This window comes from Sandaracinaceae bacterium (assembly GCA_016706685.1).
Lineage (GTDB): Bacteria > Myxococcota_A > Polyangia > Polyangiales > Houyiibacteriaceae > JADJJE01.
The window spans coordinates 26,989-52,743 of record JADJJE010000013.1 but is presented as its reverse complement, the minus strand read 5'-3'; the positions used below and the strand labels follow the sequence as shown (position 1 = coordinate 52,743).

General features: G+C 72.7%; 18 protein-coding genes. 9 read left to right on the top strand and 9 right to left on the bottom strand.

Going from position 1 to position 25,755, the window contains the following annotated elements:
• Nucleotides 1-12: 12 nt before the first annotated feature.
• From IPI43_16505 to IPI43_16475, 7 genes are all read right to left on the bottom strand, one after another.
• Nucleotides 13-1,236 carry a hypothetical protein gene (locus IPI43_16505; GenBank protein MBK7775708.1) on the bottom strand — a complete coding sequence of 408 codons (1,224 nt, stop codon included), beginning with the start codon at nucleotides 1,234-1,236 and terminating at the stop codon, nucleotides 13-15.
• A gap of 122 nt (nucleotides 1,237-1,358) precedes the next feature.
• On the bottom strand, nucleotides 1,359-2,318 hold the full coding sequence (locus tag IPI43_16500) for an outer membrane beta-barrel protein (GenBank protein MBK7775707.1): 960 nt from the start codon (nucleotides 2,316-2,318) through the stop codon (nucleotides 1,359-1,361).
• Nucleotides 2,319-2,560: 242 nt separating this feature from the next.
• A complete protein-coding gene (sctV, locus tag IPI43_16495) occupies nucleotides 2,561-4,597 on the bottom strand; it encodes a type III secretion system export apparatus subunit SctV (protein MBK7775706.1) in 2,037 nt (678 codons plus the stop codon).
• A 253-nt stretch (nucleotides 4,598-4,850) separates the two neighbouring features.
• The gene (locus IPI43_16490; protein ID MBK7775705.1) at nucleotides 4,851-5,393 is read right to left on the bottom strand and encodes a histidine phosphatase family protein; all 543 of its coding nucleotides are present in this window, start codon (nucleotides 5,391-5,393) and stop codon (nucleotides 4,851-4,853) included.
• The gene (locus tag IPI43_16485; GenBank protein ID MBK7775704.1) at nucleotides 5,384-6,136 is read right to left on the bottom strand and encodes an adenosylcobinamide-GDP ribazoletransferase; all 753 of its coding nucleotides are present in this window, start codon (nucleotides 6,134-6,136) and stop codon (nucleotides 5,384-5,386) included. Before IPI43_16485 ends, IPI43_16490 begins: the two co-directional genes overlap by 10 nt.
• Before the next feature lie 44 nt (nucleotides 6,137-6,180).
• The gene (cobT, locus tag IPI43_16480; protein MBK7775703.1) at nucleotides 6,181-7,230 is read right to left on the bottom strand and encodes a nicotinate-nucleotide--dimethylbenzimidazole phosphoribosyltransferase; all 1,050 of its coding nucleotides are present in this window, start codon (nucleotides 7,228-7,230) and stop codon (nucleotides 6,181-6,183) included.
• A 53-nt stretch (nucleotides 7,231-7,283) separates the two neighbouring features.
• Nucleotides 7,284-7,835 (bottom strand): hypothetical protein, encoded by a 552-nt coding sequence (locus tag IPI43_16475; GenBank protein MBK7775702.1) that lies wholly within the window; start codon nucleotides 7,833-7,835, stop codon nucleotides 7,284-7,286.
• 80 nt (nucleotides 7,836-7,915) lie between these two features.
• On the opposite strand from IPI43_16475, the gene IPI43_16470 reads away from it, so the two are divergent.
• Genes IPI43_16470 through IPI43_16460 form a run of 3 tightly spaced genes read left to right on the top strand, consistent with a single transcriptional unit; the run spans nucleotide 7,916 to nucleotide 9,662 of the window.
• Nucleotides 7,916-8,200: a hypothetical protein gene (locus IPI43_16470; GenBank protein MBK7775701.1), complete on the top strand. Its 285-nt coding sequence runs from the start codon at nucleotides 7,916-7,918 to the stop codon at nucleotides 8,198-8,200.
• A 39-nt stretch (nucleotides 8,201-8,239) separates the two neighbouring features.
• Nucleotides 8,240-9,016 (top strand): glucose 1-dehydrogenase, encoded by a 777-nt coding sequence (locus tag IPI43_16465; GenBank protein ID MBK7775700.1) that lies wholly within the window; start codon nucleotides 8,240-8,242, stop codon nucleotides 9,014-9,016.
• Between the two features lie 10 nt (nucleotides 9,017-9,026).
• Complete coding sequence (locus IPI43_16460) at nucleotides 9,027-9,662, top strand: hypothetical protein (GenBank protein MBK7775699.1); 636 nt, start codon at nucleotides 9,027-9,029, stop codon at nucleotides 9,660-9,662.
• A 15-nt stretch (nucleotides 9,663-9,677) separates the two neighbouring features.
• Here IPI43_16460 and IPI43_16455 read toward each other — a convergent pair whose 3' ends face one another.
• Complete coding sequence (locus tag IPI43_16455; protein MBK7775698.1) at nucleotides 9,678-10,454, bottom strand: glycosyltransferase; 777 nt, start codon at nucleotides 10,452-10,454, stop codon at nucleotides 9,678-9,680.
• 60 nt (nucleotides 10,455-10,514) lie between these two features.
• Nucleotides 10,515-11,132, bottom strand: coding sequence for a DUF938 domain-containing protein (locus IPI43_16450; protein MBK7775697.1), 618 nt, complete (start codon nucleotides 11,130-11,132; stop codon nucleotides 10,515-10,517).
• A gap of 28 nt (nucleotides 11,133-11,160) precedes the next feature.
• Between IPI43_16450 and IPI43_16445 the strand changes: the two genes are divergently transcribed.
• The 6 genes from IPI43_16445 to IPI43_16420 all read left to right on the top strand — a co-directional run bounded on the left by IPI43_16445 (nucleotide 11,161) and on the right by IPI43_16420 (nucleotide 25,755).
• On the top strand, nucleotides 11,161-12,471 hold the full coding sequence (locus IPI43_16445; GenBank protein ID MBK7775696.1) for a hypothetical protein: 1,311 nt from the start codon (nucleotides 11,161-11,163) through the stop codon (nucleotides 12,469-12,471).
• 205 nt (nucleotides 12,472-12,676) lie between these two features.
• Nucleotides 12,677-17,836, top strand: a complete 5,160-nt coding sequence (locus tag IPI43_16440) for a hypothetical protein (GenBank protein MBK7775695.1) — start codon at nucleotides 12,677-12,679, stop codon at nucleotides 17,834-17,836.
• Nucleotides 17,837-17,843: 7 nt separating this feature from the next.
• Nucleotides 17,844-21,254, top strand: a complete 3,411-nt coding sequence (locus tag IPI43_16435; protein ID MBK7775694.1) for a hypothetical protein — start codon at nucleotides 17,844-17,846, stop codon at nucleotides 21,252-21,254.
• 2,490 nt (nucleotides 21,255-23,744) lie between these two features.
• Nucleotides 23,745-24,344 carry a hypothetical protein gene (locus IPI43_16430; protein ID MBK7775693.1) on the top strand — a complete coding sequence of 200 codons (600 nt, stop codon included), beginning with the start codon at nucleotides 23,745-23,747 and terminating at the stop codon, nucleotides 24,342-24,344.
• Nucleotides 24,341-24,913, top strand: coding sequence for a nicotinate (nicotinamide) nucleotide adenylyltransferase (gene nadD / locus IPI43_16425; protein MBK7775692.1), 573 nt, complete (start codon nucleotides 24,341-24,343; stop codon nucleotides 24,911-24,913). Before IPI43_16430 ends, nadD begins: the two co-directional genes overlap by 4 nt.
• Entirely contained in the window at nucleotides 24,910-25,755 is an 846-nt protein-coding gene (locus IPI43_16420; GenBank protein MBK7775691.1) for a DUF2520 domain-containing protein, read from the top strand. Before nadD ends, IPI43_16420 begins: the two co-directional genes overlap by 4 nt.

Here is a 25,755-nt window from a genome sequence, read left to right as displayed (position 1 = left end):
CGGTTCGTCGGGCTACTCCCGCTCGTAGCCGTCTGCGTCGTCGTCGTCGTCATCGCCGAGGGCGATGCGCTTGATGCCGTCTTTCCACACCAGCACTTTGTCGCCCTGGCTGCGCTGCCAGTCGCGCACCTCGTCGAGGCGCTGCTCCACCACGCCACGGACCTGGTGGGCCCCGGCGATGAGCGCGGCCGGCCGCACGCTGCCCCGTTCCCCGCGCTCTCCCCGCTCGCCTGGCGGAGGCGGCGGCATGGTGCTGGGAGATCGCCGTGTCTCTTCGCCCGTCTCGAGGTAGCTGCCGATGGTGCGCCGCGCCCGGTCGATGAGCTCCTCGGCCGGGGCCGTGGGGTCCTGCGCGATGCGCGCCAGCTCCGTGCGCAGGCGGTCTAGCGACACCAGCGAGCGCGTCAGGCGGCCAGCCTCGTGCTCGGGCTCCGGCTCGGGCTCGGGCTCGGGTTCCGGCTCGGGTGGCCCCTCGAGATCCGCGAGCGTGGGGATGCGCCCCTCGCTGATGGCGTCCACCGCGCCGCGCGCGCGGTAGAGCAGCGCGTCCACCTGCGTGCGGCGCTCGCCCCCGAGCAGCGACACCAACTCGCCGCGCAGGCCATCGATGGTCACGCCTTCGGTGAGCAAGCGGCCGAGGCCGCCCTCTGCGGTGAAGTGGTCGCCCAGACCCACCACGCAGAGCTCTTCGAGGTCGTCCAGCTTCTCGAACAGGGCGTCGAAGTCGCCCAGGGCGTCCACCTCGGGCAGCAACTGACGCGTGGCGCGCACGCGCGGCAAGAACGCGAACTGGTCCTCGGAGGCGCGGATCTTCTCTTCCAAGACCAGCACGTGGGTGGCCACGTCCTCGAACTTGAGCACGAAGTAGCCGAGCGCCGACTCTGGATCCGCGCCGCGCGCACGTCCGACGACGCGACCCTTGAACGCCAGGCAGTCCACCTGGCAGACGTTGCCACGCTCGTCGATGTAGCCGAGCTTGGGACCGGCCGCGAGCACGGTGTCGCGCCCGTAGACGGCGTTGCCCCGGATGACGGCCACGATCTCCCCGCGCTGCCCGAGGCGCCCGCGCCGGCGACGGACGCGCTGCTTGTCGTCCACGTAGCCGAGCTCGCGCCCCTTCTTGAAGCGACTGTCCCGCTCGCGGATGCGCCCCTTGGCGTCCGCGTGACCCACCTTGCGACCGCGCCGCAAGATTCCGTCTTTCATGTGGATGTCGGCGGACCGATCCCGGGACATGCCCGCAGGATGACACACTCGCGCGCGCCTTCGGAAACGAAGCGCTGCCCCTCGGCCGACGGAAGCGCGAGAGCCCCCTGGTCGGGTGGACCAGGAGGCTCTGCAGGTGTCTCAGGGGCTGACTAGCGACCGAAGTAGATGGTGCCGCCCAGGTTGAGGGTCACGCCAGCGCTCGTGTCGGTGGTGCGAAGGATGTTGCCGTAGAGATCCTCTTCCACGTACTCGGGGCGGGGGTCGGAGTCCACGCGCTGGCGGAGGAAGCCACGCACGTCCAGGTTCAACGCCAGGGCCCGGTTGAGGCGGAACTCGACGCCGGCGCCGACTTCGCCACCCACGTGGGTGAAGTCACGCTGCAGGAGCACGCCGGTGAACACGTCGTAGTTCTCTGCCCGGGCCACGGACACGCCTGCCCCGACGAGGGCGTAGAACTGGACGCGGCTCTGTGGGTTCACGAAGAAGCGCACGTCCACGCGGAAGGGCACCTCGAGGCGGTCGTTGCCCACGTAGTCCTGTCCCAAGTAGACACCCGCCGTGACGTCGATACCCAGGAACGGGACCGGGCGGAGGCGCAGACCAGCGGCGAAGCCTCCCATCTGCACCTGGCGCCCGACGACGCCACCAATCTCGGCGTGCAGACCAACGCGGCGACGGTTGGCGTCATCCATGGTCCAGCGGGCGCGCGGCTGGGCCACGACCACCTGCTGTTGCGGCTGCATGACCACCACCTGCTGCTGCGGAGGCGGGGGGGCCTGCTGGATGACGACGACCCGCTGCGGGGGCGGCGGCGCCGGCTGGATGACCACCACGCGCTGCGGGGGAGGCGGCTGCACCACGTAGACCGGCTGCGGAGGCGGGGCCACCGGCTGGGGCTGGACCACGTACACCGGCGGGGGCGGCGCGGGCTGCACCACGACGGTGCGCGGGCGCCGTACGACCTGGACGGTGGCGCGACGGCCACGCGGACCCTGGGCGTCGGCACAGAATGCCGCGTTGGGGTCGCACTGGGCGGAGGCCTGCTCGGGCACGCCGCCAAGAGCCAGGACGGTGGTGAGGAGGAGCGTGAACTTAGAGATCCGAGTCATTTCGGAAGAACCCTTGGTGGTGTGCCGGAGCAATCAGTTGCGGGGGGCGCGAGTGCGCGTCGCAGAGATTGTACGCAAGGAGAGTGCCAGCCATTCACCCGGGCTGCGAGTTCCTTGGTTTTCGCACTTTGCCCGTGGGATCGCCAGGGTGGGCTCCGCTTGTGCGGAGATCGCCGCGATTGGATCGTGAAGGTTGGTTCACACGCTCTGCGACGCATTCACGACGGGTGGGGGGCAGGCCGTCAACGGTGGAGCCCGGCCAGGCCCAGTTGACCCAGCGGCTGGACGTTCACCTCTGGGGCCAGCTCCTGGTACGAGAGCACGGTCACGTCGGGCAGCTCCACCTCCAGCAGCCGCCGCAGGAAGCGGCGCACATCGCGCTGCGTGAGCACCACCTGACGCGTGGGCGAGAGCGGCGAGAGCGTCCGGCGGGCCGCCTCGATGATGTCCCGCGCCTGGTCGGGCGGCAGGGCCAGATAGGTGCCGCCTGCCGTGCGCTGGATGGCGTCGCGCACGGAGTCCTCGATCAGGCCGTCCACCGTGAACACCGCCAAGGTGCCCGCAGGAGCGTGCCGGTGAGTGAGCTGCCGACGCAGCGACGCCCTCACCAGCTCGGTGAGCTGCACCGGGTCACGCTCGGTCGGGGCGTGCACCGACAGCGCCTCCAAGATCTCGCGCAGCGGCCGGATGGACACGCGCTCTTCCACCAGCCGGCGCAGCACCTCGGTGAGCAGGGGCAGCGGCACGGGCTTGGGGGTCACGTTGCGCACCACGGCCGGGTACGCCCGCTCCAGCTGCTCCAACATGGACTGCACCTCCTGCAGGCCCAGCAGCTCGGTGGCCCGACGCGAGATGCTGATGTGCAGCGCGCGCGCCACGAAGGCGGCGGGGGTCAGCACGGTGATGCCGGCGTCCAGGGCCAGCTGGGCCTGCGAGCCGTCGATCCAGCAGGCAGGCGCCCCCATGGGGTCCGCCGCAGGGAGGCTGAGCAGCCCCAGGCTCTCCAGCGAGGCTGGGGTGTCGAGCGCCAGCACGTGACCGCTCGGGATCTCGCCGCGGGCCACGGGCACCTCTTGCACCGAGACCACGAAGCCGTGGGCCTCGAGGCCGGACGACTCGCGCACGCGCACGCCCGGAACCGCCAGCCCCAGGTCCAGGAAGAGCGCATCGCGCACCGCGGGCACGTGCTCCTCGAGCAGCTCGCCGCCGCCCCGGCCGTCCGTGATCTGGCGGGCCAGCTCGCTCCCCAGCTCGATGGCGATGGGCACCACGATGGGCACCATGGCCGCTCGGGCCCGCGTCTCGCGCGCGCTCTCGCGCTCGATGTGGATGGCCTCCACGGAGACCGGCACGCGCTGCTGTCGGGTGAGCGCGTGACCCGCCGCGGCGAAGGTCCCGGCCAGCACGAAGAACGGGATGGTGGGCAGCCCGGGGACCACGCCCAAGAGCGCCAGGAAGCCCGCGCCGATGAGCAGCGGGCGCGGGTGACCGAAGACCTGGCTGGCCACGTCGCGGCCGAGCGACGCGTCGGCGTCTTCGCTGGCGACGCGCGTGACGACCAGGCCCGCCGCGGTGGAGATGAGCAGCGCGGGGATCTGCGAGACCAGCCCGTCACCAATGGTGAGCAGCCCGTAGATGCGCAGCGAGTCCCCCGCGCTGAGGTCGCGCTGCATCACGCCGATGACGAGGCCGCCGAGGACGTTGACGACGGTGATGACGATGCCCGCGATGGCGTCGCCCTTCACGAACTTCATGGCGCCGTCCATGGCGCCGTAGAACTGGCTCTCGCGCTGGATTTGGTGGCGCTTGCTGCGCGCCTCCTCCTGGCTGAGGGCGCCGCTGCGCAGCTCCGCGTCGATGCTCATCTGCTTGCCGGGCATGGCGTCGAGGGCGAAGCGCGCGCCCACCTCGGCCACACGCTCGCTGCCCTTCGCGATGACCAGGAACTGGATGAGCGTGAGGATCAGGAAGACGACGGCGCCCACCACGTAGTTGCCCTGCACCACGAAGTCACCGAACGCCGCGATGACCTCCCCCGCGTCGGCCTGCAGCAGGATCAGGCGGGTGGACGCCACGTTGAGCGCCAGACGGTAGAGCGTGGTGACCAAGAGGATGGTGGGAAACGCGCTCAGCTCGAGCCCCGAGCGCACGTACATGGCTACCAACAGGAGCAGCACGGCGACGGCGATGTTGGCCGCCACCAAGACGTCGAGCAGCATGGTCGGCAGGGGCAGGATCATCATGCCGACGACCGACAAGACCACACAAGCGAGGAGCATGTCGGCGGATGTATGCTTCAACATACATGAGACCTAGCGTGTCCTGACTGGTGGGCAACTGGGCGCCCCAAAGCCTGCGAGGGCCTTTGCTCTGCGTTGTCGTGAGCGTGGTCTTTGACGGCGACGGCGACGGCGACGAAAGTCCCGTCGGTCGACCGTGGTGTGTGGGGCATTCGCCGTGTGGATGGCGTAGTGGGAGATCGTCGCCGTCGCCGTCGCCGACAACGCCCAGGACAACGTCCACGATGACGGATCACGACCGGGAAACGAGCGTCTCCACCAGCAAATGCGGAACGCCCCGCTGCATCGCGCTGGCCCAGTCGCCTCCCCCGGTCAGCACGCGCAACGCGCGCACCACTCCCGCGTGGGCCACCAGCAAGTGGTCCCCCGCGCCCAGCTCCGCGTACCAGCTGGCCACACGCCGCTCGAGGTCACGAAGCCCCTCTCCGCCGGGCGGCGCGGCGTGCTGCCAGTGCTGCATGAACTCCGCGAAGCGCTCACCGTCCTCCAGCTCGATCGCCGTCCATGCGCGGCCCTGCCAGACGCCGTAGTGGATCTCCAGCAGGCGCGCGTCCACGCGGTGCGGGCAGCCCCACGCGGCGGCCAGCAGCGCGGCCGGCTGTGCACAGCGGGACAGCGGCGAGCTGTGGACCACGTCCGGCACACGCGCGACCTGCTCACGAATGGCGGCGGCCGCCTGCTCGGGCGTGATGAACGTGGGCACGTCGTGCTGGCCCACACACAGGCCCTCGGCGTCGGTGGCGGCGTGGCGCGCAGCGGTGAGCGTCAGTGCCACACCAGCACCAGCAGCACGATGCACTCGCTGACCTGCTCGGTGGCGCCGAGGAAGTCGCCGGTGATGCCGCCCGCGCGCCGATGGAAGCGCATGCCCATCAACGTGGCGCTGCCCGCGAGCGCCAGCCCCATGACGAGCACGCGGCCGAGCGAGATGCCGCCCGCGAACCACACCGAGGCCACCAGCAACGCCACCCAAGCGCCGGCCACGCTCAGCTCGCGGCGGGTGGCGCGGGCCACCAAGCGGGACTTCGCCTCGGCCCCCTCTTCGGGGTTGGCGCTGGTCACATAAGGGAGCTGCTGCATCAGCGCGATGGGCGGCAGGCGCGCCACGCACTGCGAGAGCAGGATGGCCAGCGGCATGGCGCTGCCCAGCTCCACCAAGAGCGCCGCGCGCAGGCCGAGCGACACCACCAGCGCCGCGGCGCCGTAGGTCCCGACACGCGAGTCCTTGAGGATGGCGAACAGCTTCTCGCGATCGAAGGCGCCGCCCAGGGCGTCCGCCGTGTCGGCGAGGCCGTCTTCGTGGAACGCGCCCGTGAGCAGCATGGAGGCGGCCAGCACCAGCAGGGCCGTGGGCCAAGCGCCGAAGTGCGGCAGCAGCGCCGCGGCGAGCGTAGCCAGGACCACGCCGAGCACGGCGCCCACCAGCGGGAAGTGCCCGGTGGACGACTGCCACTCTTCGTCGGTGTAGGGCCCGCCACCCACGGGGACCCGCGTGAGGAACACGAACGCGGCGCGCATGTCGCGGGGGAACCAGGACGAGGCGCGTGGCTCGGGCGTGTCGGTCACGGCAGCGTGCTTTCCCCTTCTTCCCGGTCGGGCACACCGGCCGAGTCGAACGTGGCCATCTCGGCGTGGGTGGCGAGCGCCAGCTCCAGCAGAGGGAACGCGAGCAGCGCACCGCTGGCCTCACCGAGGGCAAGGTCCAGGTCCAGGAGCGCGAGCGACGCGTCGCCCACCAGCGCCTCGAGCACACGCCGGTGACCGACCTCGCGCGAGCGGTGCGCAGGGATGAGATAGGGCGTGATGCCCGGCTCGTGACGCGCCGCAGCCAGCACGCCCGCGCTCACGATGAAGCCATCGACCAAGATGGCGATGCCGCGCTCGGCGGCTTCGAGGCTGGCGCCCGCGATGGCGGCGAGCTCACGGCCACCCACGCACCGCAGCACCTCGAGCGGAGCGAGCCCCGCCGGTAGGCGCGCGAGGGCATCGTGCACCACGGCCACCTTGCGAGCACGGCCCGCCGCGTCCACGCCCGTGCCAGCGCCCACGGCGTCTTCAGGGTTCATGCCGAGCAGCGCGGCGACCACCGCGCTCGCGGCCGTGGTGTTGCCGATGCCCATCTCGCCGAGGAGCAGCACGCGAGGCGCTTCCGCCAGGTTCGCCACGGCGGCCCGGCCTGCCGCAAACGCAGCGTCGAACGTGGCGGGCGGCATGGCGTCCTCGGTGCGGAGGTCGCCTGCGGGCATGTCGGCCGAGGCGCCGCGCACCACGCCCGGGAGCGCAGGCATGGCCACCCCCACGTTGACCACCTGCAGCGGGATGCCCTGGCGACGCGAGAGCACGCTGGCAGCCGCGCCGCCCCCCACGAAGTTGGCCACCATGGCGGCGGTCACCTCGCTGGGATAGGCGCTGACACCGTGACGCGTGACCGGGTGCTCGGCCGCGAAGAGCAAGCAGGCGGCAGGGCGGGCCTGCGGGATGGCGGTGCGCTGGATGCCCGCCAGCTGGATGGCCAGCTGCTCGAGGCGCCCGAGCGCGAGCGCCGGCTTCGTGAGCGAAGCCTGACGGAGACGAGCGGCTTGCATGGAGGAGGCGTCGAGCGGAGCTGGCATGCCCGCGTCATGCGCGACACGCCTGGGTGCGTCAACGCTCACGCTCGTCATCATCACCGCTGCGGCCAGCGCCCGCTGACGTCGGACCAATCGAGCTCGCTGCCAGGCCGCGAGACCTCCACGATGCGCATGCGGTAGATGACGCGAAGCACGGGGGATGTCTCGGAGATGCTGGTGCGGTTGCCCACCTTCTTCGAGAACACCGCGGAGGCTCCCACGCGCGGCAGCGGGTGCGAGACGGTGGTGACCTTGCCGCCCGGGCCGCGCTCCTGACCGCCCAGCATGGTGGCGCCCAGCATCTCGTGGTCGTCCTTCGAGCGGTAGCTGGCGCGGTCCAGCACCGACACGCACACCAAGCCTGCGTCCAGCGCGTAGATCGTGTTCGCGGTCCACACCTCGACCGCGCGCCAGTGCCCCTGCAGGAGCTGCGGCGCGCCGCTCTCGCGGACCAGCTCGAGCTCCACACCGTGCTCGTCCATGCTCACGCCCTCACCGCGGCCGATGGAGGGGCTGCCCAGCATGGGGATGGTGGTGCGGGGCTCTATGTCCGTGTCGCCGAAGCCACGCTGCGTGGTGCTGCTGGAACGACGCTTCGAGTTGGGCATGACCCTCACGATACCAGAAGTCGCGCGCGGTCCGCGAGCTGCGGATTTGGCCCGCGGGCAGGTACTGCTACGGTGGCGCGATGGACCGCGACGCCCTCGCCCGCTTCATGCGCTTCGAACACCGCACCTTTCGCTGGAACGACGGCGAAGACCACAGCCGCTACGAAGCCGTGGAGTCCACGGATGGGGGGCTGCGTTGGTACCGCTGGTCGCATCACCCCGAGCTCGAAGACGGGGGGATGAAGGACGAGGCGCTCCAGGCGTATGCCGACTACCACGCCGCGGGGCCCCTGCGCGCGCTGCCCGAGGCGACCGCCCAGGCGCTGCGCGAGCACGTGGCGCGGCTGCGGGGCCGCGGCGAATAGTTCGCACGCCGCCGCCCCGAGCGGTGGTATCAACGCGGCATGAGCACGGAAGCAGGGCCCCAGCGGCTGGCTGGGAAGGTGGCCATCATCACGGGAGCCAGTCGCGGCATCGGCGCGGCCATCGCCTCGCAGCTGTCGGCAGCGGGCGCGAAGGTAGTCTTGGCCGCCCGCAAGCAAGAGGGCCTCGACGAGGTGGCCGCGCAGATCCGCGCGGCGGGCGGCGACGCGCTCGTGGTCGCGGCACACATGGGCCAGGACGAGGGCCGCGCCGAGCTCGTGGCCCGGACGGTGGCGCACTTCGGCAAGGTGGACGTGCTGGTGAACAACGCGGCCACCAACCCGCACTTCGGGCCCATGATGAGCTGCGACTGGGGCGCGTTCCGCAAGACGTTCGAGGTGAACCTCGAGGGCTACTTCGGCATGACGCGCGAGGTCGTGAACCACCTTGCAGCGCGCAAGGCTCCGGGCTCCATCATCAACGTCACCAGCGTGGCCGGCCTGCGGGCGGCGCCGCTCCAGGGCGTGTACGGCATGACCAAGGCCGCGGTCATCTCCATGACGCAGACGCTGGCCATCGAGCTGGGTGGCGCGGGCGTGCGCGTGAACGCCATCGCTCCCGGGCTCATCGAGACGCGCTTCGCCTCCACGCTCACCAACAACGCCCACATCTTGAACCAGATCCTGACGCGCACCGCCGTGGGGCGCGTGGGCCAGCCGGACGAGATCGCCAGCGCGGCGGTCTACCTGGCTTCCGACGAGTCCAGCTACATGACGGGGCACGTGATGGTGATCGACGGCGGAATGACGCTATCCTGAGGCCGACTCCATGACCGAGACCAAACACAGGAACGCCACTCGCCGCGGCTTCGCGACCCCGGAGATCGACACCAACGCGGTGACGGGAGAGCTCGCGCCGCCCGCTGCGACGGCTCCGACACCTGCTGCTGCACCTGCGGGCGTTGCTCCTGCCGCCGCCGAGCCAGCGCGCAAGGCCGCCATCGTGGGCCCCAGCATGGCGGACATGCACGCCAACACGCCCGTGGTGGAGATCGAGGTCATCCACCAGCACGGCCCGGCGCCCAACACGGACCGGCCGTTCCAGACGCTGGAGGTCTGGACGCAGAACACCATCTACGTGATGGACCCGACCATGCAGTGCGTAGACGTGCGCGAGCGCGCCACCCACACGCCCATCGCCAACCACAAGTTCGTGGGGAGGCGCTTGGTGGGCGGCCAGACCCGGCAGGGCGAGACCATCCAGCTGAGCTACCCCTACCCGCGGCCGGGCACCGAAGCCGTCTTCGAGGACCCGCGCCACAAGCACGGTGGGTTCGCGCAGACCAGCACGGTCACGCGCGTGGTGCTGCGCTTGCACATGATCACCGTCACGCCGCAGGCGCTGACACCCACGTGGGCGGAGATCACGCGCAACACCGGCGGCATGCCCGCCATCAAGCCCTGAGCCTCGGGGCGCCCGTCACCGCGCGCGGCGTGTGCCCAGCGCTTGGTGGTAGCGGCGCCCGATGAGGCCCAGCTCCACGAAGGCGCGCGCGGCGTCGCGCACGCCCACTTTGCTGCCGGCTACATCCGTCCAGACGCGCAGCGGGAGCTCCACCACGCGCTCCCCGATCTCCACGCCGCGGGCTTCGTAGCGGGCCACGTAACGAGCCAGGATCTCCACGTCGAAGATCCAGCGCGAGAGGAAGGGCCCCTCGAGGACGCTGGCGAGGTCGTCGTTCACGCGGAAGAGCTTGGCGCCGCACTGCGTGTCGTAGACCTCGAGGCTGAGCAGGCGGGAGACGGCGGTGGCGAACACGCGCCCATAGGCGTGGCGGTAGAGCTTGCGGTCGATGCGACGGCCCAGCAGCGCCACGCGCGCGCCGATCACGATGTCGATGTCGCGCCGCGCCTCGAGGGTGTCCACGAACGTGAGCAGCTCGTCGAGCGGAGTCGCCAAGTCGGCGTCCCAGAAGCCCACGTAGTCGTTGGGCTCGTGGCCCCCGCCGACGCCCGTGAGCATGCCGGCGCGGACTGCCTCGCCCTTGCCGAGGTTTTGCGGCAGGCGGCTGTGGGTGACGCGCCCGGGTTCGCGCACGGCCAGAGATGCCAAGAGCTCCGACGTGCCGTCGGTGCTGCCGTCGTCCACGAAGTGAAAGGCCAGCTGGTGTCCGGGCAGCGACGCCCGCAGGAAGTCGTCCCCGCGCAACCGCGTGGCTTCATTGAAGCAGGGGACCACCAAGAGCACGCGGGCCATGAGGGCGCGACGATGCCAGCCGCTCGAAGGTCACGCAACGACCAAGGTGCTGGGCTCGCGCTATGCCTCCCGAGCGAAGACCAGGACCAGATTGTTGGCAGGCATGGTGATGCGCTCCACGAAGCGCAGGCCCTCGCGCAGCGCGGCGGTGGTGACCTCGGCCACGTCGCGCACGCCCCACGAGGGATCTCGGTCGCGCAGGCTCTGATCGAAGGCCTCGTTGCTGGGGGCGGTGTGCTGACCGTCCAGCTTGTAGGGGCCGTAGGTGAAGAGGCGCCCACCCACCGGGAGCAGGGCCTTCGCGCCGCGCATCAAGCCCTCCGTCGCCGCGAACGGGCTGATGTGGATCATGTTGGTGCAGAGCACCGCGTCCGCGCGCTCGACCGGCCAGGGAAACTCGCACGTGTCGAGACGCAGCGGCGGCAGGACACATGCCTCGACGCCCAGGTGGGCGCGCCACGCCGCGATGCTGGTGAGGGCATGGTCGTCCACGTCGGTGGGCTGCCAGGTCCAACCCGGAAGGCGAGGGGCCAGGTGACAGGCATGTTCGCCGGTTCCGCTAGCCACCTCGAGCAGCAGGCCGCCACTGACGGGCAGCCGGCTCGACAACGCGGCAAAGATGGGCTCACGGTTGCGCTCGGTCGCAGGCGCGGAGCGTCGTGCGTCAGGATGGTTCATGGTGGCGACAAGGTACCGAGCGATGACGATGGGCGACCGGAAATTCGGGCTGATGGGCGTGTTCGGTGTGGGAGCGCTGGCTCTCTTCGCGCTGGGCTGCGCCGACGCCAGCGGGGCGGGCAGCGGTGACATGCCACTCGCGACGGAGCGCGCGGCGGGCCATGAGCGAGCGGCTACGAGCCCCGCCGAACCGGAAGCGCCACGCGACGCGGGAGCTCCGGAAGCAACGCTGGTGGTGGCCCCTCCGCCAGAGCCGCCCTTCGTGGGGCCCGTGGACATCGCCGCAGGTGCCGAGCACACGTGCGCTGCGCACGCCGGGCGCGTCCGCTGCTGGGGCAGCAACGCGTTTCACCAGTTGGGTGACCCGAGCCTCACGCATGGGCGCGGGGTGTTCCGCGAGACGCGCCGAGAGGTGCCGGGGCTGACCCGCGTGGTGGCGCTGGGCGCGGGCACGCACCACACCTGCGCCATCCGCGACTCCGGTGAAGCGCTCTGCTGGGGCCATGGCGGCTATGGCCAGCTGGGCGACGGCGGCCGCGACGATCGCCCCGCACCCGAGCGGGTCCCGCTGGAAGGAACCGTTCGCTCCATCTCGGGCGGAGACGGCCACACCTGCGCGGCGGTGGCCGGCGGCGCGGTGTACTGCTGGGGCCGCAACGACCACGGGCAGCTGGGCGACGGGAGCTTCACGCCGCGCCCCACACCTGTGCGCGTGCCCTTGCCCGAGGACGCCGTGGAGGTGGCCGCGGGCCGGATGCACACCTGCGCGCGCGGCGAGAGCGGCTGGGTGAGCTGCTGGGGCATGCACCTCTTCGGGCAGCTGGGGGCGCGCGTGCGGGTGACCGGCGGCCACCGCGCCACGCCCGAGGCCATCGCTCGGCTCGACGACGCCATCGGGCTCGGGGCCGGGATGGACCACACCTGCGCGCTGCGTCGTTCGGGGCGCGTGATGTGCTGGGGCCGGAACGAACACTCCCAGCTGCGCCTCGATCGGCTGCGTGGGCTGCCCGCGAACACGTCGCTGGTGCTGGGCGAGGGCCACTCGTGTGCGCTGGTGCCCGACGCGCGGCTGATGTGCGTGGGGGTGAATCGCCGCCAGCAAATCGGCCCCGGCGGTCCACTCGTGGGGGTGCCGCGCCGCGTGCGCGAGGGCGAGGGCAGCGCACGCGTCGCGGTGGGTTACCGGCACACGTGCTGGGTGAACACGGCGGGCCAGATTGGCTGCCGCGGCGAGCCCGAGGGGGGGCGTCTGGGCTCGGAGGGGAGGCCTGCCGCGCAGCCTCCGACTCAGCCCGAGCCGCACCCCGAGCAGCAGCCCGAATCCGCGCCCACGCCGTGACCGCCGCGCTCGACGCGGAGGCCCAAGAATCGGCCACCCCCATTTGCTGAAGTGGTACAGTTCCCCCCGCAACGGTCGGCACAGGACCGGCGTGCACTCGCACATACGGCGGGGGGCCTCCGTGGCCACTGCCTTTCTATCGATGACTGACGCTCCACCGCCACCGCCGTCGCCCAAACCTCCTCCTGCTCCGCCGAGCCCGCCCGTGCCGCGCGCGCCTGGCGCCGTCCCGCGGGTGCCGCCGCCGCCGCCGCCGCCGCCCCGGCCGCGCCCGGAGGGTGCCGGCGCGGTGCCGCGTCCGCCGGCGCCTCCGGGTCCGCCGGGTGCGCCTCGCCCCGCGCCGCCTCCTCGCCCCTTCCCAGCGGGCGCTGGCCCCGCAGCATCCGCTGGTGCCCCCGCGCCCGAGGGCGCGCGTCGCACCGGTCTGCCTCCCGCCAAGGTGCCGGCGCCGCCGCCCACGTCACGCATCCCCAACCTGGCTGACGCCGACGTGTTCAGCCCCCCGTGGCGCGTGGAGTGGCTCGAGACCGAGCTCGAGGGCGTCAACGACTCCACCCCTCCCGCGAAGACGGCCGCGCTGCTGCACGAACTGGGTCTCGCGCTGGCCAACGTGGGCGGACGCGACACCGACGCGCTCAAGGCACACCTGCGCGCGTACTCCGAGCTTCCGTCCTTCGGGCCCGCGCTGCTCGAGCTGGTCAACGCGTTCGAGCGGCGCCGCAACCTCAAGCACCTGAGCCGCCTGTACGAAGCGGAGCGCAAGCTCGACAAGGGCGCAGCGGCGGGCTCGCTGCTGGACCTCGCCAACCTGGCCGAGGACCAAGGGCAGCCACCCGACGAGGTGCAGGCCATGCTGGCGGACGCGCTGGCCCAGAACCCGGACAACGCGCTGATCGCGCTGACGCTCGAGCGCGTGGCGCGGGCAAATCGAGCCACGGACGACACCCTGCGGGCGCTGCGAGCGCGCGTGGCCACCACCGAAGACCCCGCGCTGCAGGCCGCCCTGAGCCTGGACCTCGCGGTCATGCTGGAGGCGGACGGGCAGATCGACGCAGCGCTCGAGGCGCTCTCCGGCGCCGAGCAGGCGGGTACCGCCCGCTTTCGGCTGCTGCAGATGATGGAGCGCATCGCGAGCCGTCACGACCGGCCGGCGTGGGTGGTGCGGGCGCTCGAGGGACAGGCTCAGCTCGCGGCTGCGGCAGGAGCTGGCGCAGACGGAGACGAGGCGGGCGACACCGCCGTGCAGTCGGTGGCGCGCTTCGAAGACCAAGTGCGCGCCAACGAAGAGGCTGCTGCCCTAGCGCTCGAGGCAGCCCGCGTGCGCACCACGCAGCTGGACGACAGCGCGGGCGCGCTCGCCAGCATCGGGCACGCCATGCGCCTCGCGCCCGACGACATGCTCCTGCGTTACGAGCACCTGCTCGGAAGCGAGCGCACAGGGGACCTCGAGGGCGCCGCAGAGGACGCGCGGCAGCTGCTCTCGCGAGGCGTCACCGGCCCGCTCGCGGGGTCGCTGTGGTTTCGCGTCGCCGAGGCGGCGCGCAGCCGAAACGACGACGAAGGACAGCGCAGCGCTCTCGAGCAGGCGCTCGCGGCGGACCCGTCCGCGGTGGTGGCACGCCTCGCGCTCCGTGACCTGTTGGCGCGCACCATGGACACCAGCGCACACATCGCCCTGATGGAGGCGCGCGCTTCTGCCGTGACCGGCGATGCCCGCAGCCAGTGGCTGTCGTGGGCGGCGCAGCTCGCGGTCTCGGAGCTGGACGACCATGCGCGCGGGGAGAAGCTCTTCCGCGACGCCATCATGTCGGCCACGGATCCGACGGACACGCTGCGCGAGGCCTACGAGGCCGCCATTCGCGCCGGCAACCCCGCGGCCGCCAGCAACGTGGGCGCCGCCTTGGTGGACCGCGACATCTCGCCGCGAGAGCGTGCTCGCCTGATGCGCGAGCGCTTCGAGCTGCTGCTGGGGCCCTTGGACGACGAGGCCGGCGCGCATGCGCTGTTGATCACGGCGCTCGAAGACCCGGACTCCGAGGGGTGGGTGCGCGACGCAGCTCGCATGGAGGGTGCGCTGGCCCGCAACTACCCGCTGCTGGCCCTGGCGCACGACGCGCTGGCCACCGGGGCGAGCGCCGAGGTGGCCGCAGCGCACCACGTCGCCGCCGCGCGGGCTCGCTTGCGCGCGAAGGACGTAGACGGCGCGGAGCGCTCCCTGCGCGCTGCCCTGGCCGAGTCGCCCGGCAGCCGCTACGCGGTCACGTTGCTGGAAGAGATCCTGCGGGCACGCGGAGACGCCGACGAGGTGGTCCAGCTGCTGCGCAATGCCGCAGACGCCCAGCGCGGGGCCGAGGCGGAGGTCAACCTGCTGCTGGCCGGCGCCGCCGCCGAAGCCGGGCAGGACTTTCCCCTGGCCGCCGACACCTACCGCGAAGCGCTGGCCCAGAACCCGGACGCCATCGCGTCGATCTGGGCCCTCGAGCGCCTGGCTCGGCGCACGAAGAACGCGGCCCTGTTGAGCGAAGCCCTGACAGCGCGGGCCGACCGCGAACGCGCGGCGCCCAGCGGCAGCGCGTCGATGCGCGGGGCGTTGCTGCTGGGCGAGCACGCCGGCCACCTGACCGACCGCCCCGCCGACGCGGTGGGGCACCTGCAGTCTGCGCTGGGGGCCGACGACGCCTCGACGCGAGCCGCCGCCGCGACGGCCCTGCTCCACCTGCCACTGCGAGCACTCGGAGACGACGCGCTCGCCAACGCGGAGCTGTTGAGCGCGAGCGTGGCGGCCTGGGTCGAGCGCTTGCCCAGCGAAGACCCGGCCCGGCGCGAGCTGGAGGCGGCCTTTGCGCCAAAGCGTGAGCCTGGGAGCTCCGGGAAGGGTGCGCCCGAAGAAGGCGCCGGAGCAGGCTCGAGCCTCATGGGGGACGGAGACGAGCTCGCCGACGCCGAGGTCGCCACCGTGGCTGCCACCAACCGCGGTGGCACCAGCGCCACCACCACCACGTCGGCGGTGCACGGAGTGATCGCTTCGTTCCGCAGCGACGGCCTGAGCGGCGGTGGCCAGGCCGACGTGGTCCGGGCCCGCGCCTACCGCGACCTCGCGAGCGTGGCCCGCGACGAAGGCGCGCGCCGCGAGCTGCTGCTGCACGCCGTGCGCGCGCGCTCGCTCGCTGGCGACGAAGACGCCGCCACCGACGCGTTCGTCTGGGCGCAAGACCTGATCGGTGCGTTCCGCTCCTCGCAAGAAGCGGCCGTGGCCATCGACGAGACCAGCGACGCGGGCGACGACCCGGCGGGGCGCGCGCTGGCCCTCGCCGGGCGGGCCGCCATCTCGAGCCGCCGCGTGCGCCACACCGTGGTGACCGCACGCGCTCGGGCCGAGCTCGCCGCCGGCAACTACGAAGTAGCTGCGCGCGAGCTGCGCGCCGTCTTGGAGGAGGACCCCGAGGACCTGACGGCGTGGGAGTCGCTGCGCGTTGCCGCCCGCGAGGTCGGAGACTTCGACGCGGTCGCCGAGGCCTGCGACAAGCTCGCGCGTCGCGTGGACGGTGCGCTCCGAGCTCAGCTCCTGGAAGAGGCGGCCGTGTGCCTGATGGACCATGTGGGCGACGACGCGGGCGCCGAAGAGCGCCTGCGCCAGGCACTGGACCTGGACCCCACGCGCACCATCCCGTTCTGGCGCCTGCACGACCTGCTGGCCGAGCGGAAGGCCGACGAGGCGCTGCTCGCCCTGGTGGACGCCCGCCTGGGCGCCAACGACGACCCCGACGAGCTGCCCAAGCTCTACTACGAACAGGCCCGACTCCGACGCGGGCGTGGTGGCCGCGAGGACGTGCTCGAGTCCCTCGAGAACCTCTTGATGCTGGAGGACGATCACCCGGGCGGCCTGGCGCTCGCCGTGGAGGTGCACGTCACGCTCGAGAACTGGGCCGCTGCGGTGAACGCGCTGCGCCAGCTGGCCGAGGCCGACGTGCCGCCCGCTCAGCGGCGCATCGCGCGCCTCGGCGCGGCCGACTTCCTAGAGAAGAAGCTGGGCCGGCCGCGCGAGGCCATCGCGGAGCTGCGCGCGCTCGAGCCCCTGGGCTTCGGGAACGCCGAGCTGTATGAGCGCATCGCCGACACCGCCATGCGCGGCGGCGAGCACGCCGAGGCCATCCGCGCACTCCAGCAGGTGCACGACTCGTCACCGAGAGACGCCGCCACGGCCGCCATGCGACGCGCTGGCGAGGTCGCCCGCGACCACCTGCGCGACCGTTCGACCGCGATCGAGTGCTTTCGCACCGCCCTGCGGACGACGCCTACCGACATCCCCGCGCTCGAGGCTCTCTCCGGCTTGGTGCAGGACGCGACCCAGCGTCGTGTGCTCTCGGAGTCCTTCGAGGCCGCGGCCCGCGCGGAGCACCGCGAACGCTTCAGCGCCGCCCTGCCGCGGCAGCTCGGCGCTGCCGCCCGGCTCCGTCACGAGAAGGATCTCGAGTTCTGCGCCACCCAGACGCTGTTGGCGCTCGGCGTGGCTACGCCCGAGGAGCGCCAGGCCGCAGACGAACACACCGCCATGGTCCGCCGCGTGCGCGCCGCGGCGCCGCTGTCGCCGAGCAGCCTCGACCTCTTCCGAGCCCCGGGCGACGGTGGCGTGACCGCGGCCTTCGCCCAGCTGGTGGGCGAGACGCTCACCCTGGCCAGCGGCGTGGAGCCGAGCTTCTTCAACGTGGGTCGCGGCGAGCTGTCCTCCACCAAGCCGAGCGCGCTGCGCGAGGAGCTCACCGCCATCAGCGAGGCCCTCGCGGCACCGCTCGGCGACATCTACGTGGGTGGCTCGGACGCCGCGCGGGTGACGTGCTTCCACGGCAAGAAGGAGCGGGCGACGTGGGTCATCGGCGCGGGCGTCATCGCGCCGCTCGATACGGCGCGGCGCTACCACGCGGGTCGGGCAGCGTTTGCCACCTACGCGGGCTCCATCGCTTGGCTCGACCGGCCAGCCGAAGAGGGCGCGCTGCTGCTCCTGGCGGCGGCGGCGGCGGCGGAGGTGGTGCTCCCCGCAGCGAGCGCTGCGCCCGGCCTGACCGAGTGGGCACGCGCCATCGGCAAGGCCCTGCCGCGCAAGCTGCGCAAGCCCGTGGCGGACCTGGCGGTGCAGCTGCCCGCAGGTGGCGCCCAGCTGGTGGCGTACTGCCGGGCGGCCAAGCAGTCCGCCGCGCGCGCCGGGCTCACGGTGTCCGGCGACCTCCACGGAACGCTGTCCCACTTGCACGGCCGCGAGCCTCGCGTCGCCGAGATCCAGAGCAGCCCCTACCTCGAGGACTTGGTCCTCTTCTGGACGTCCAGAGACGCACTCACGCTGCGGCGCGAGCTGGGATTGGCGACGTGACACGGCCATGAGCGATCAAGACGACAACGATTTGGATTCCGAGTTCGACTCGATCTTCAGTGATCTGGACGCCGAGCCCGGCAAGGACGAGGTCTCCAGCAAGGCCACCGTGCCGCCCCCGGCAGGCCCGACCCCGGCGCCTGCGTCGCGGGGCCTCTATCGGCCGAGCGAGCCGCCACCCATCGGCGAGCGCGTGACGGCGGTACCAAAGACGCCCGTCCCCGTGGCGTTCGACCGAGTGACCTTCGAGGCACCGCCCCCGCCTGCGCCAAAGCTCCCCGCCGCCTTCGACCCGATGAGCTCGTGGGACGACGACGAACCGAACGACGCGACGCGCGTGGTGGCGCTGCCCGCCGAGATGCTGGCCGCCCTGGGACGCCGCCCGCCGAGCGAGCGGCCCACCGCGCCGCCGCCAGCGTTCGAGACGAAGAGCGCGCCCGACCTGGCCGAGCCGGACGAGCCCGAGCTCGCCATCGATGGGGACGAGCCCGATGGTGAGCAGGAAGCGGGCGGCGATGATGACGAGCCGGAGCTGGAGTTCGGCACGTTCGAGCTGCCTGCAGACGACGCGCCCGACGCGCTGAGTGACCTCTTGGGAGACCTGTTGGCGGCCCCTGTGGCGGCGCCGAGCGTGAGCACGCAGGACGCGGCCACGACCGACGAGCCCAAAGCCAGCGCCACCCTCATGCCGCCCAACCTCGGGGAGCCGCGACGCGTGCCGCCTGCGGCGAGCTTCGAAGAGGACCCCTTGTGGGAGTCGCCCCCTGCGTACGACAGCACGGATGCCGCCACACCGAGCGACGGCTTCGAGGCATGGCCCACCAGCGCGGGGGAGGTGCGCGCGGCGTCGCCGCCCACGGAGCCCGCTCCGCTGATGGAGATCATGGCGGCGGTGAAGGGCGGCGCCAGCGAGCCACCGCCCGCCGCAGCCGAGACCCGGCCGAGCGTGGCGCCCGTGTTGGTGGCAGGGGCCATCTCGACGCTCCCCAGCGCCAACGACGAGCCCGAGCTCGAGTTCGGAACCGGCGAGCCCGAGCTCGAGTTCGGAACCGGCGAGCCCGAGCTCGCGTTCGGCCAGAGCACGGAGCCGCCCGCGCCAGCAGACGACGACGAGCCCGAGCTGGAGTTCGACGCGCCGTCACCCGCCGCGGCAGCCACCGTTGCGCGGCCCGACGCCGGCGCCGAGGCCGCGCGACGCAGCGTGCGCGGCCGCAAGAAGCGCCCCGAGACGTTCCCGCTCGTGGGTGTGACGCGTGAAGCGCTGACCGCACGTCGGGGGCTGCTGGAGGCGCTCGCGCACTCGGCCATCGGCGCCCAGAAGGCACAGCTGCTCACCAGCGCGGCCGAGCTCGCGCAGCAGGTGGGCGAGCCCGAGGAGGCGCTGCAGCTCCTCGCCCGCGCGCACGAGGCGGACCCCCACGACGCGGTGGCGCTGCGCGCGTTGCGCCAGGACTCCGTCCACCGCGGCGACCTCGACCTGGCCATCGAGCGCCTCGAGGCCGAGACGCGTTTGCCGCTGTCGTCGGAGGACAAGGCGCTGACGCTGTCGCTGCTGGCCGAGCTCCAGCTGAGCGACGGCCACAACCCCGAGGCCGCCGAGAAGAGCGCGCGGGCAGGGCTCGCGCTCGCACCACGCTCGCTGAGCCTGGCGCTGCTGGTCGCCGAAGCGTGTGCGGCGCGTGGAGACGTGGGCCGCGAGCGCGACGCGCTCTCGAAGGCGGCCGAGGCGTCGCAGGACGCCGCGATCAAGTCCGCGCTCTACGTGGAGGCCGCCACGCTGCACGAGCAGAGCGGCGCCACGCCGATCGCGTCCAACCTGTTCCGGCGGGCGCTCGACGCGTACGAAGAGAACCTGAGCGCTCGCCTCGGGGCGGCACGCACCGCGCTGGCCCTGGGCGCGCCCGATGCGCTCCAGCACATTCAGGCCATGGAGGCCCGCTTCGAGCGCGACCCGGTGGCCTCGGCGGCGCTGCGTCGCTTTCGCGCGCTGCTCGTCTCGAAGCGCGACCCGGGCGCCGCGCTCACCATGCTGGGCGATGCGCCGTTCCGCGCCGGGCGTGAGCTGGCCACCCACCTGGCGGTGGCGGCTGGGGACACCGCACGCACCGCGCAAGCCGCACGGGCATGGGCCGAGAGCACCTCGGGCACCGACCGCGCCGAGGCTTACCTGACGTTGGCGGAGGCCGCCACGGACTTGGGCGACGACGCCGAGGCGACCGCGGCCATCGCCAGCGCGGCCGTGGCCGACCCCGAATTCGTGGCCACGCGCATCCTGCGTGAGTCGCTGGCCCGCCGCAGCGGCGGGGCCGAGGCCATGACGCGCGTCGCGGCCGCCGAGGCAGAGAGCAGCGCCATCGTGGCCGCCGCCCGGCTCGCGAACGTGGACGCCATCGACGACGAAGCCATGCTGCTGCGCAACGCGCGCGAGAGCGCCGAGGCGCCGCTGAGCAGCGACGTCATCGGCTTCGACGTGGCGGCCGAGCGCGGCGACTACGAGGGCATGTCCGAGGCGCTCCAGCGACAGGCGGACCGCACGCTGGGCGCGCGGCAGCTCTCGCCGCTCCTGGCCCTCGCCAGCGTGCACGTGGGCCGCGGCGACCCTCAGTCCGCCGTCGCCGCGCTGCGCCAAGCCAACGAGCTGTCGCCCGGCAACCCGCTGGTGACCCGCCCGCTGTCGCGCATGGTGGCGACGGAGAGCCCGGCCGAGGCCGGCGCCCTGCTGCTGGAAGAGGCGACCGCCGCGCGTGGTGCCGCCGCCGCTCCCGCCGCGCGAGCCGCCGCCGACTGGCTCTACGCCGACCCCGCCGCTGCCGCGAGTGCGCTCTTTCGTGCGCTCGAGGCCGACCCCCAGTCCGCGCCCTCGGCATGGGCGCTCGACGCGCTGGCCCGTCGTCACGGTGGCGAGCCTGCGTGGCCCGCCGCAGCGTGGCGGCAGCGCGCCGACGAGGCCATCCTCGAGCTGGCCGCAGACCCACTGCTCCGCGCCGAAGCAGCGTTGCGCCTGTCCATCTCGCGCTCCTCCCGTGCCGACGCGGAGGCCGATGGGGCCTCGGACGCAGCCGCCGTGGAGTCGCTGTGCCGCGCGCTCGAGGAGTGCCCCACGGATCCGACACTGGTGGACCTGGTCGCGGCAGCTGCCCCGAACGTGGCCGCCGAGCGGCTCGAGGGCCTGGCTCAGCTCGCCGCCGAGAGCGCACCGTCCGTCGCGCGCCTGCAGCTCCTGCGCGCTGCCTCGCTGCACAGCAACAACGGTGAGCACGCGCTCGCCGCCGCACGCCTTCCGCGCCGTGCTCGATGCCAACCCGGGCGACCCACTCGCGCGGCCTTCCATCGATCGCGTGGAGCTCCGCGCGGGGGAGCACGCCCGGGTGGCCGAGCGCCGCTTCACGGCGCTGCGTGCGGCCGAGGAGGCCGGTGACAACGCCGCAAAGACACGCGCGCTCGCGGCCCTCGCGGAGCTCGACCTCTATGATCGCAACGACGCATCCGCGGCGACGCTCACGTTGCGCACGCTGCTCGAGGTCTCTCCAGGGCACGTCCCCACCCTGCGCGCGCTGGAGCGCATCTACATGGACCAGGGCCGTCACACGGACGTAGCGGCCACGGCCACCCGTCTGCTCGAGGCGCTGACGTCCCCAGGCGACATCTCCACCTACCTGCCGTTCACCAGCCGTCTGCACATCGTCGAGGCGGATGACGGCGCCGCCGGCGACGCGCTCTACCTGCAGCACGCCGCCCGCAGCGCCAAGACCTCCCGGGTCACGCGGCGCTGGCTGGGTGCCGCCGAGGCGCGCCAAGAGCGCGAGCAGGCCACCGAGGCGCTGCGCGCGCTGGCCGAGCTGACGAGCGCACCCATGGAGAAGGCCACCTACTGCCTCCGCGCAGCAGGTCACCGCAGCGCCGAAGGCGGCGCGCAGGCAGCAGCGGCCGAGCTCGGTCGCGAGGAGGGCGTGCTGGCGCACCCGGTCGCCGCGGCGCTCCTGGGCCACTACCGCGCGACCGCCGGTTATGCCCTCGCGGCGGCCGAGGCGTTCTCCGAGGCGGCCAAGCTCTCACCCGACGAGACCTACGCGGCCGCGTTCTGGTACGAGGCGGGCTGCCTGCTCCAGGACAAGCACGAGGACGAGCGCGCCCTCGCGGCGTTCGAGCACGTGGTGGCCGTGGACATCACGCACCGCTCGGTGTTCGCGCGCATGCGTGAGCTGCTCGAGGCCCGCGGCGCCAACCAGCGCCTCGCCAGCCTCATCACGCAGCGGCTTGGGCGCGGCGGCGACACCGAGACCATCGCCAACCTGCACGTGGCGCAGGCCACGCTGGCCGAGAGCATGGGCGACCACGTGGGTGCCCGCGAAGCCCTGCGCGCGGCGCTCGCGCTCCACCCCGACAGCCGCGAGTCGCTCGAGCGGCTGGCCCGCCTGTGCCTGCGCGACGAGATCTGGGCCGAGGCAGAAGGCACGCTCATCCGCTGGGCGCGGCTCGAGCGCAACGACGCCAACCTGCGCTTCATCTTCTTCTCGCTGGGCGACATCTACGACCGTCACATCCGCCAGGACGCGCGCGCAGAGGCCGCGTTCCAGCGCGTGCTCAAGCTGGCACCGGCCGACCTCGTCACGCTCGACCGCATCGCGTCGCTCTACCAGCGCATCGGCAAGGTGCCCGAGGCGGTGGCGGCGCTGCAGCGCATGGTGGACGTGGAGTCCAGCATCACGGTGAAGCGCGACCTGCGCCTTCGCATCGGCAGCACGCTCGAAGCCATGGGTCAGTCCCGCGAGGCCGAGCAGGCCTTCGAGCAGGTGCGGCGCAGCGCACCCACGGACATCGTGGTGGTGCGCGCGCTGGCGTCGTTCTTCGAGCGCCAGGACGCCCGGCCCGCGCTGGCGATGCACCTCAACCGCGCGGTGGGCGACTACCGCCGCGCCATCGAGATCGACCCGTCCGACACGACCAACTGGGTGGCCCTGGTGGACGTCATGGTCATGCGGGGGCGCCGCGACGGAGCACGCTGCGCAGCCAGTGCGGCGCTCGCCCTCGGCATCACCGAGCCGCAGGCCGGGCAGGCCGTGGACACGCGCGGAGGCGTCCCTGGCGCAGGGCACGCGGCGGCCGACCCGGCCATGAAGGATTTCCTGGCCAAGGACGACCTGAGCCACGCGGCCCTGGTGGTGTTCGAGAAATCCGAGGAAGCCTTCGAGAAGCTCTTGCCGCTCGACACCAAGGCGCTGCGGCTCGACAAGGTGCTGCCCAAGGAGCACCCCGTGCGCGTGGAGGCCAGCGAGGCCGGCCGCTGGTTCGGCTTCTCGGACGTGCACCCGCGCGTCACCCACGCGCTGCCGCGGGTGTGCGTGCCCATCTCGCTCAACCCGCTCACCCTCGTGGTGGGCGCCGAGCTGCTCGAGACCACCAACACGCGCGAGCGCACGTTCCTCTTCGCGCGCGCCTGTGAGATCGCGAAGGCCGGGCTCTCCGTCGCGCTGCGTACTCCGCCCGCGCAGCTGGCCCTGGTCCTGTCGGGGCTGGTGAACGCCTTCGACCCCAACTACGCCCCCGAGGGCATCGACGCCTCCCAGCTGGCGGACGTCGGCCAGCGTGTGCTGAAGGCGCTCCCACGGCGTGCCCGCGAGGAGCTGGGCCCGGTGGCGGTGGAGATGGCCGGGCGTCCGGGCTTCGACCCACGCTCCATCGGTCTCGCGGCCGGCGACCTGGGCAACCGCGTGGCGCTGCTGGCCACGGGCGACCTACTCGCGGCGCTGTCGGCGCTGCTGAAGCTCAACTCGCGCGCCCTCGAGGGCGACACGCGGCGGCGCGCCGAGATCCTTCGATCGGTGCCCGAGACAGCCTCGCTGCTGCGCTTCGCGGTCTCGGAGGAGTACTTGGACGCCCGTCATCGCGCAGGCGCGGACTCACTCTGATGCGACTCGGGTTCATCGGGCCCGCCGAGGGAGACGTCGAGGCGCTGCGCGAAGCGCTCGACTTCCTCCTGGGCGACGCGGGCGCCGACACCGTCATCTACATGGGCGAGGACGACACAGCCGACCAGCTTGCCGAAGAGACTCGGCGCGCGGCCTCGGGGGGCAGCGACGGAAGCTTCTTCGGCGCAGCCCGGGAAGCCGCCATCGGCGGGAGCGCCGAGCAGATCGGCGCGCTGCTGGGGGCCGAGGAGGAGCTCGAGAAGCTCTCGGCGCTGCGCATCCTGCCGCCATCGCCCATGCGGGCCATCGAGATGCTGGACGACCGCATCGTGCTCCTGGTGCACGACAAGGCCGTCCTGGCCGAGGACGACATCGTCAACGCCAGCGTGATCGTGTTCGGCCGCTCGAAGGAGCTGCTGCTCAAGCGCTTCGGCACGCGCTACTTCTTCACGCCGGGTCCGCTGAGCCAGGGGCAGGTGGGGCTGCTGGAGCGCGAAGGCGACGGACGGCTCGCCGCGGCCGCGTTCGATCTCTCCGGCCGTCCGCTGTGGCGCGAGGTGCTGCAGTGGCGCACGGCCAAGATCATGGTCGCCACATGAGCGCGCGGCTGGCCGTCTACGGAGGCAGCTTCGACCCGCCGCACATCGCGCACGTGCTGGTCGCCTCGTGGGCGCTGGCCATGGGCGAGGTGGACTCCGTCATCGTGCTGCCCACGCTCGAGCACGCGCTCGGCAAGACCGCCGGGGCCAGCTTCGAGCAACGCCTGGCGATGTGCGAGCGGGCCTTCGCCTGCCTGCGCGGCGTGCAGGTGAGCGGGCTCGAGCAGACCCTCGGCACGCCCTCACGCACCTACAAGCTGCTTCTGGCGCTGGGCGAGCAGCACCCAGGCGCGCAACTTCGGCTGGTGATCGGGGCGGACATCGTGGCCGAGCTGCCCCGCTGGTTCCGCTACGAAGACATCACGCGCATGGCGCCGCCGCTGGTGGTGGGCCGCGCCGGTTACAGCCCGCCCGACGGAACGCAGCTGGTCATGCCGGAGGTGAGCTCCACGCGCATCCGCGCCGCCCTCGCAGCGGGTGAGCCCGTGGGCGCGTGGGTCCCTGCGAGTGTGCGTGCCTACATCGCCGAGCACGGGCTGTACGGCGCGTCTCGAGGTGCCACCGCGTGACCGCCCCCGCCGCGCCCATGCGCGTGCTGGTGGTGGGTCGCGGCAAGGTGGCCCACGGCATCCGCCACGCCGCGCGCTCGCGCCCCACTCAGGCCGTCTGCCGGCTGAGGACACTCACGCAGGTACGCGCCACGGATCTCGCGTGGGCGGAGCTGGTGCTGCTGACGGTCCCCGACGGCGCCATCCGGGCGGCTGCGGAGTCGCTTGCCCCGCGCGTGTCCGCGCGCCTCCCGGTGCTGCACCTCTCGGGGAGCCGCCCCGTCAGCGAGGCCAGCGCGTGCCCCGAGCACGGTGGCCTGCATCCGCTCGCGTCGTTCGCCTCGGCCCAGCAGCCCCCCTCGCTCTCGGGAGTGCGCTTCGCGCTGGGTGGAACCGCGCGGGCGCTGCGCATGGGGCGGCGCCTGGTGCGCGCGCTCGGGGGCAAGGTCCTCCCAGACGGAAGCGGTGCCCCGCTGCAAGGCCCCGCCTACCACGCGGCGGCGGCGTTGGTGGCCAACGGCGGCGCTGCGCTCGCAGCCAGTGGCGTCGACATCCTGGTGCGTCTCGGCCTCGACCGTGCGAGCGCCCAGCAGGGCGTGGCCGGTCTGCTGCGCACCGTCGCCGCCAACGTCGAACGCGTCGGCGTTCCAGAAGCGCTCACGGGCCCCATCGTGCGCGGAGACGCCGCGACCGTGCTGGCCCATCGCGCGGCCCTGCGTGAGCTGGGCGGCACGGGCCTGGCCACCTATGACGCCATCGCGCTGGCCATCCTCGCCACGGCCGTAGAAGCTGGACTCAGCCCCGAGGCTGCAGCCGAGGTGCGGCGGGCGCTCCGCGCTACTACCACGCGTCGCGTCCGCTAG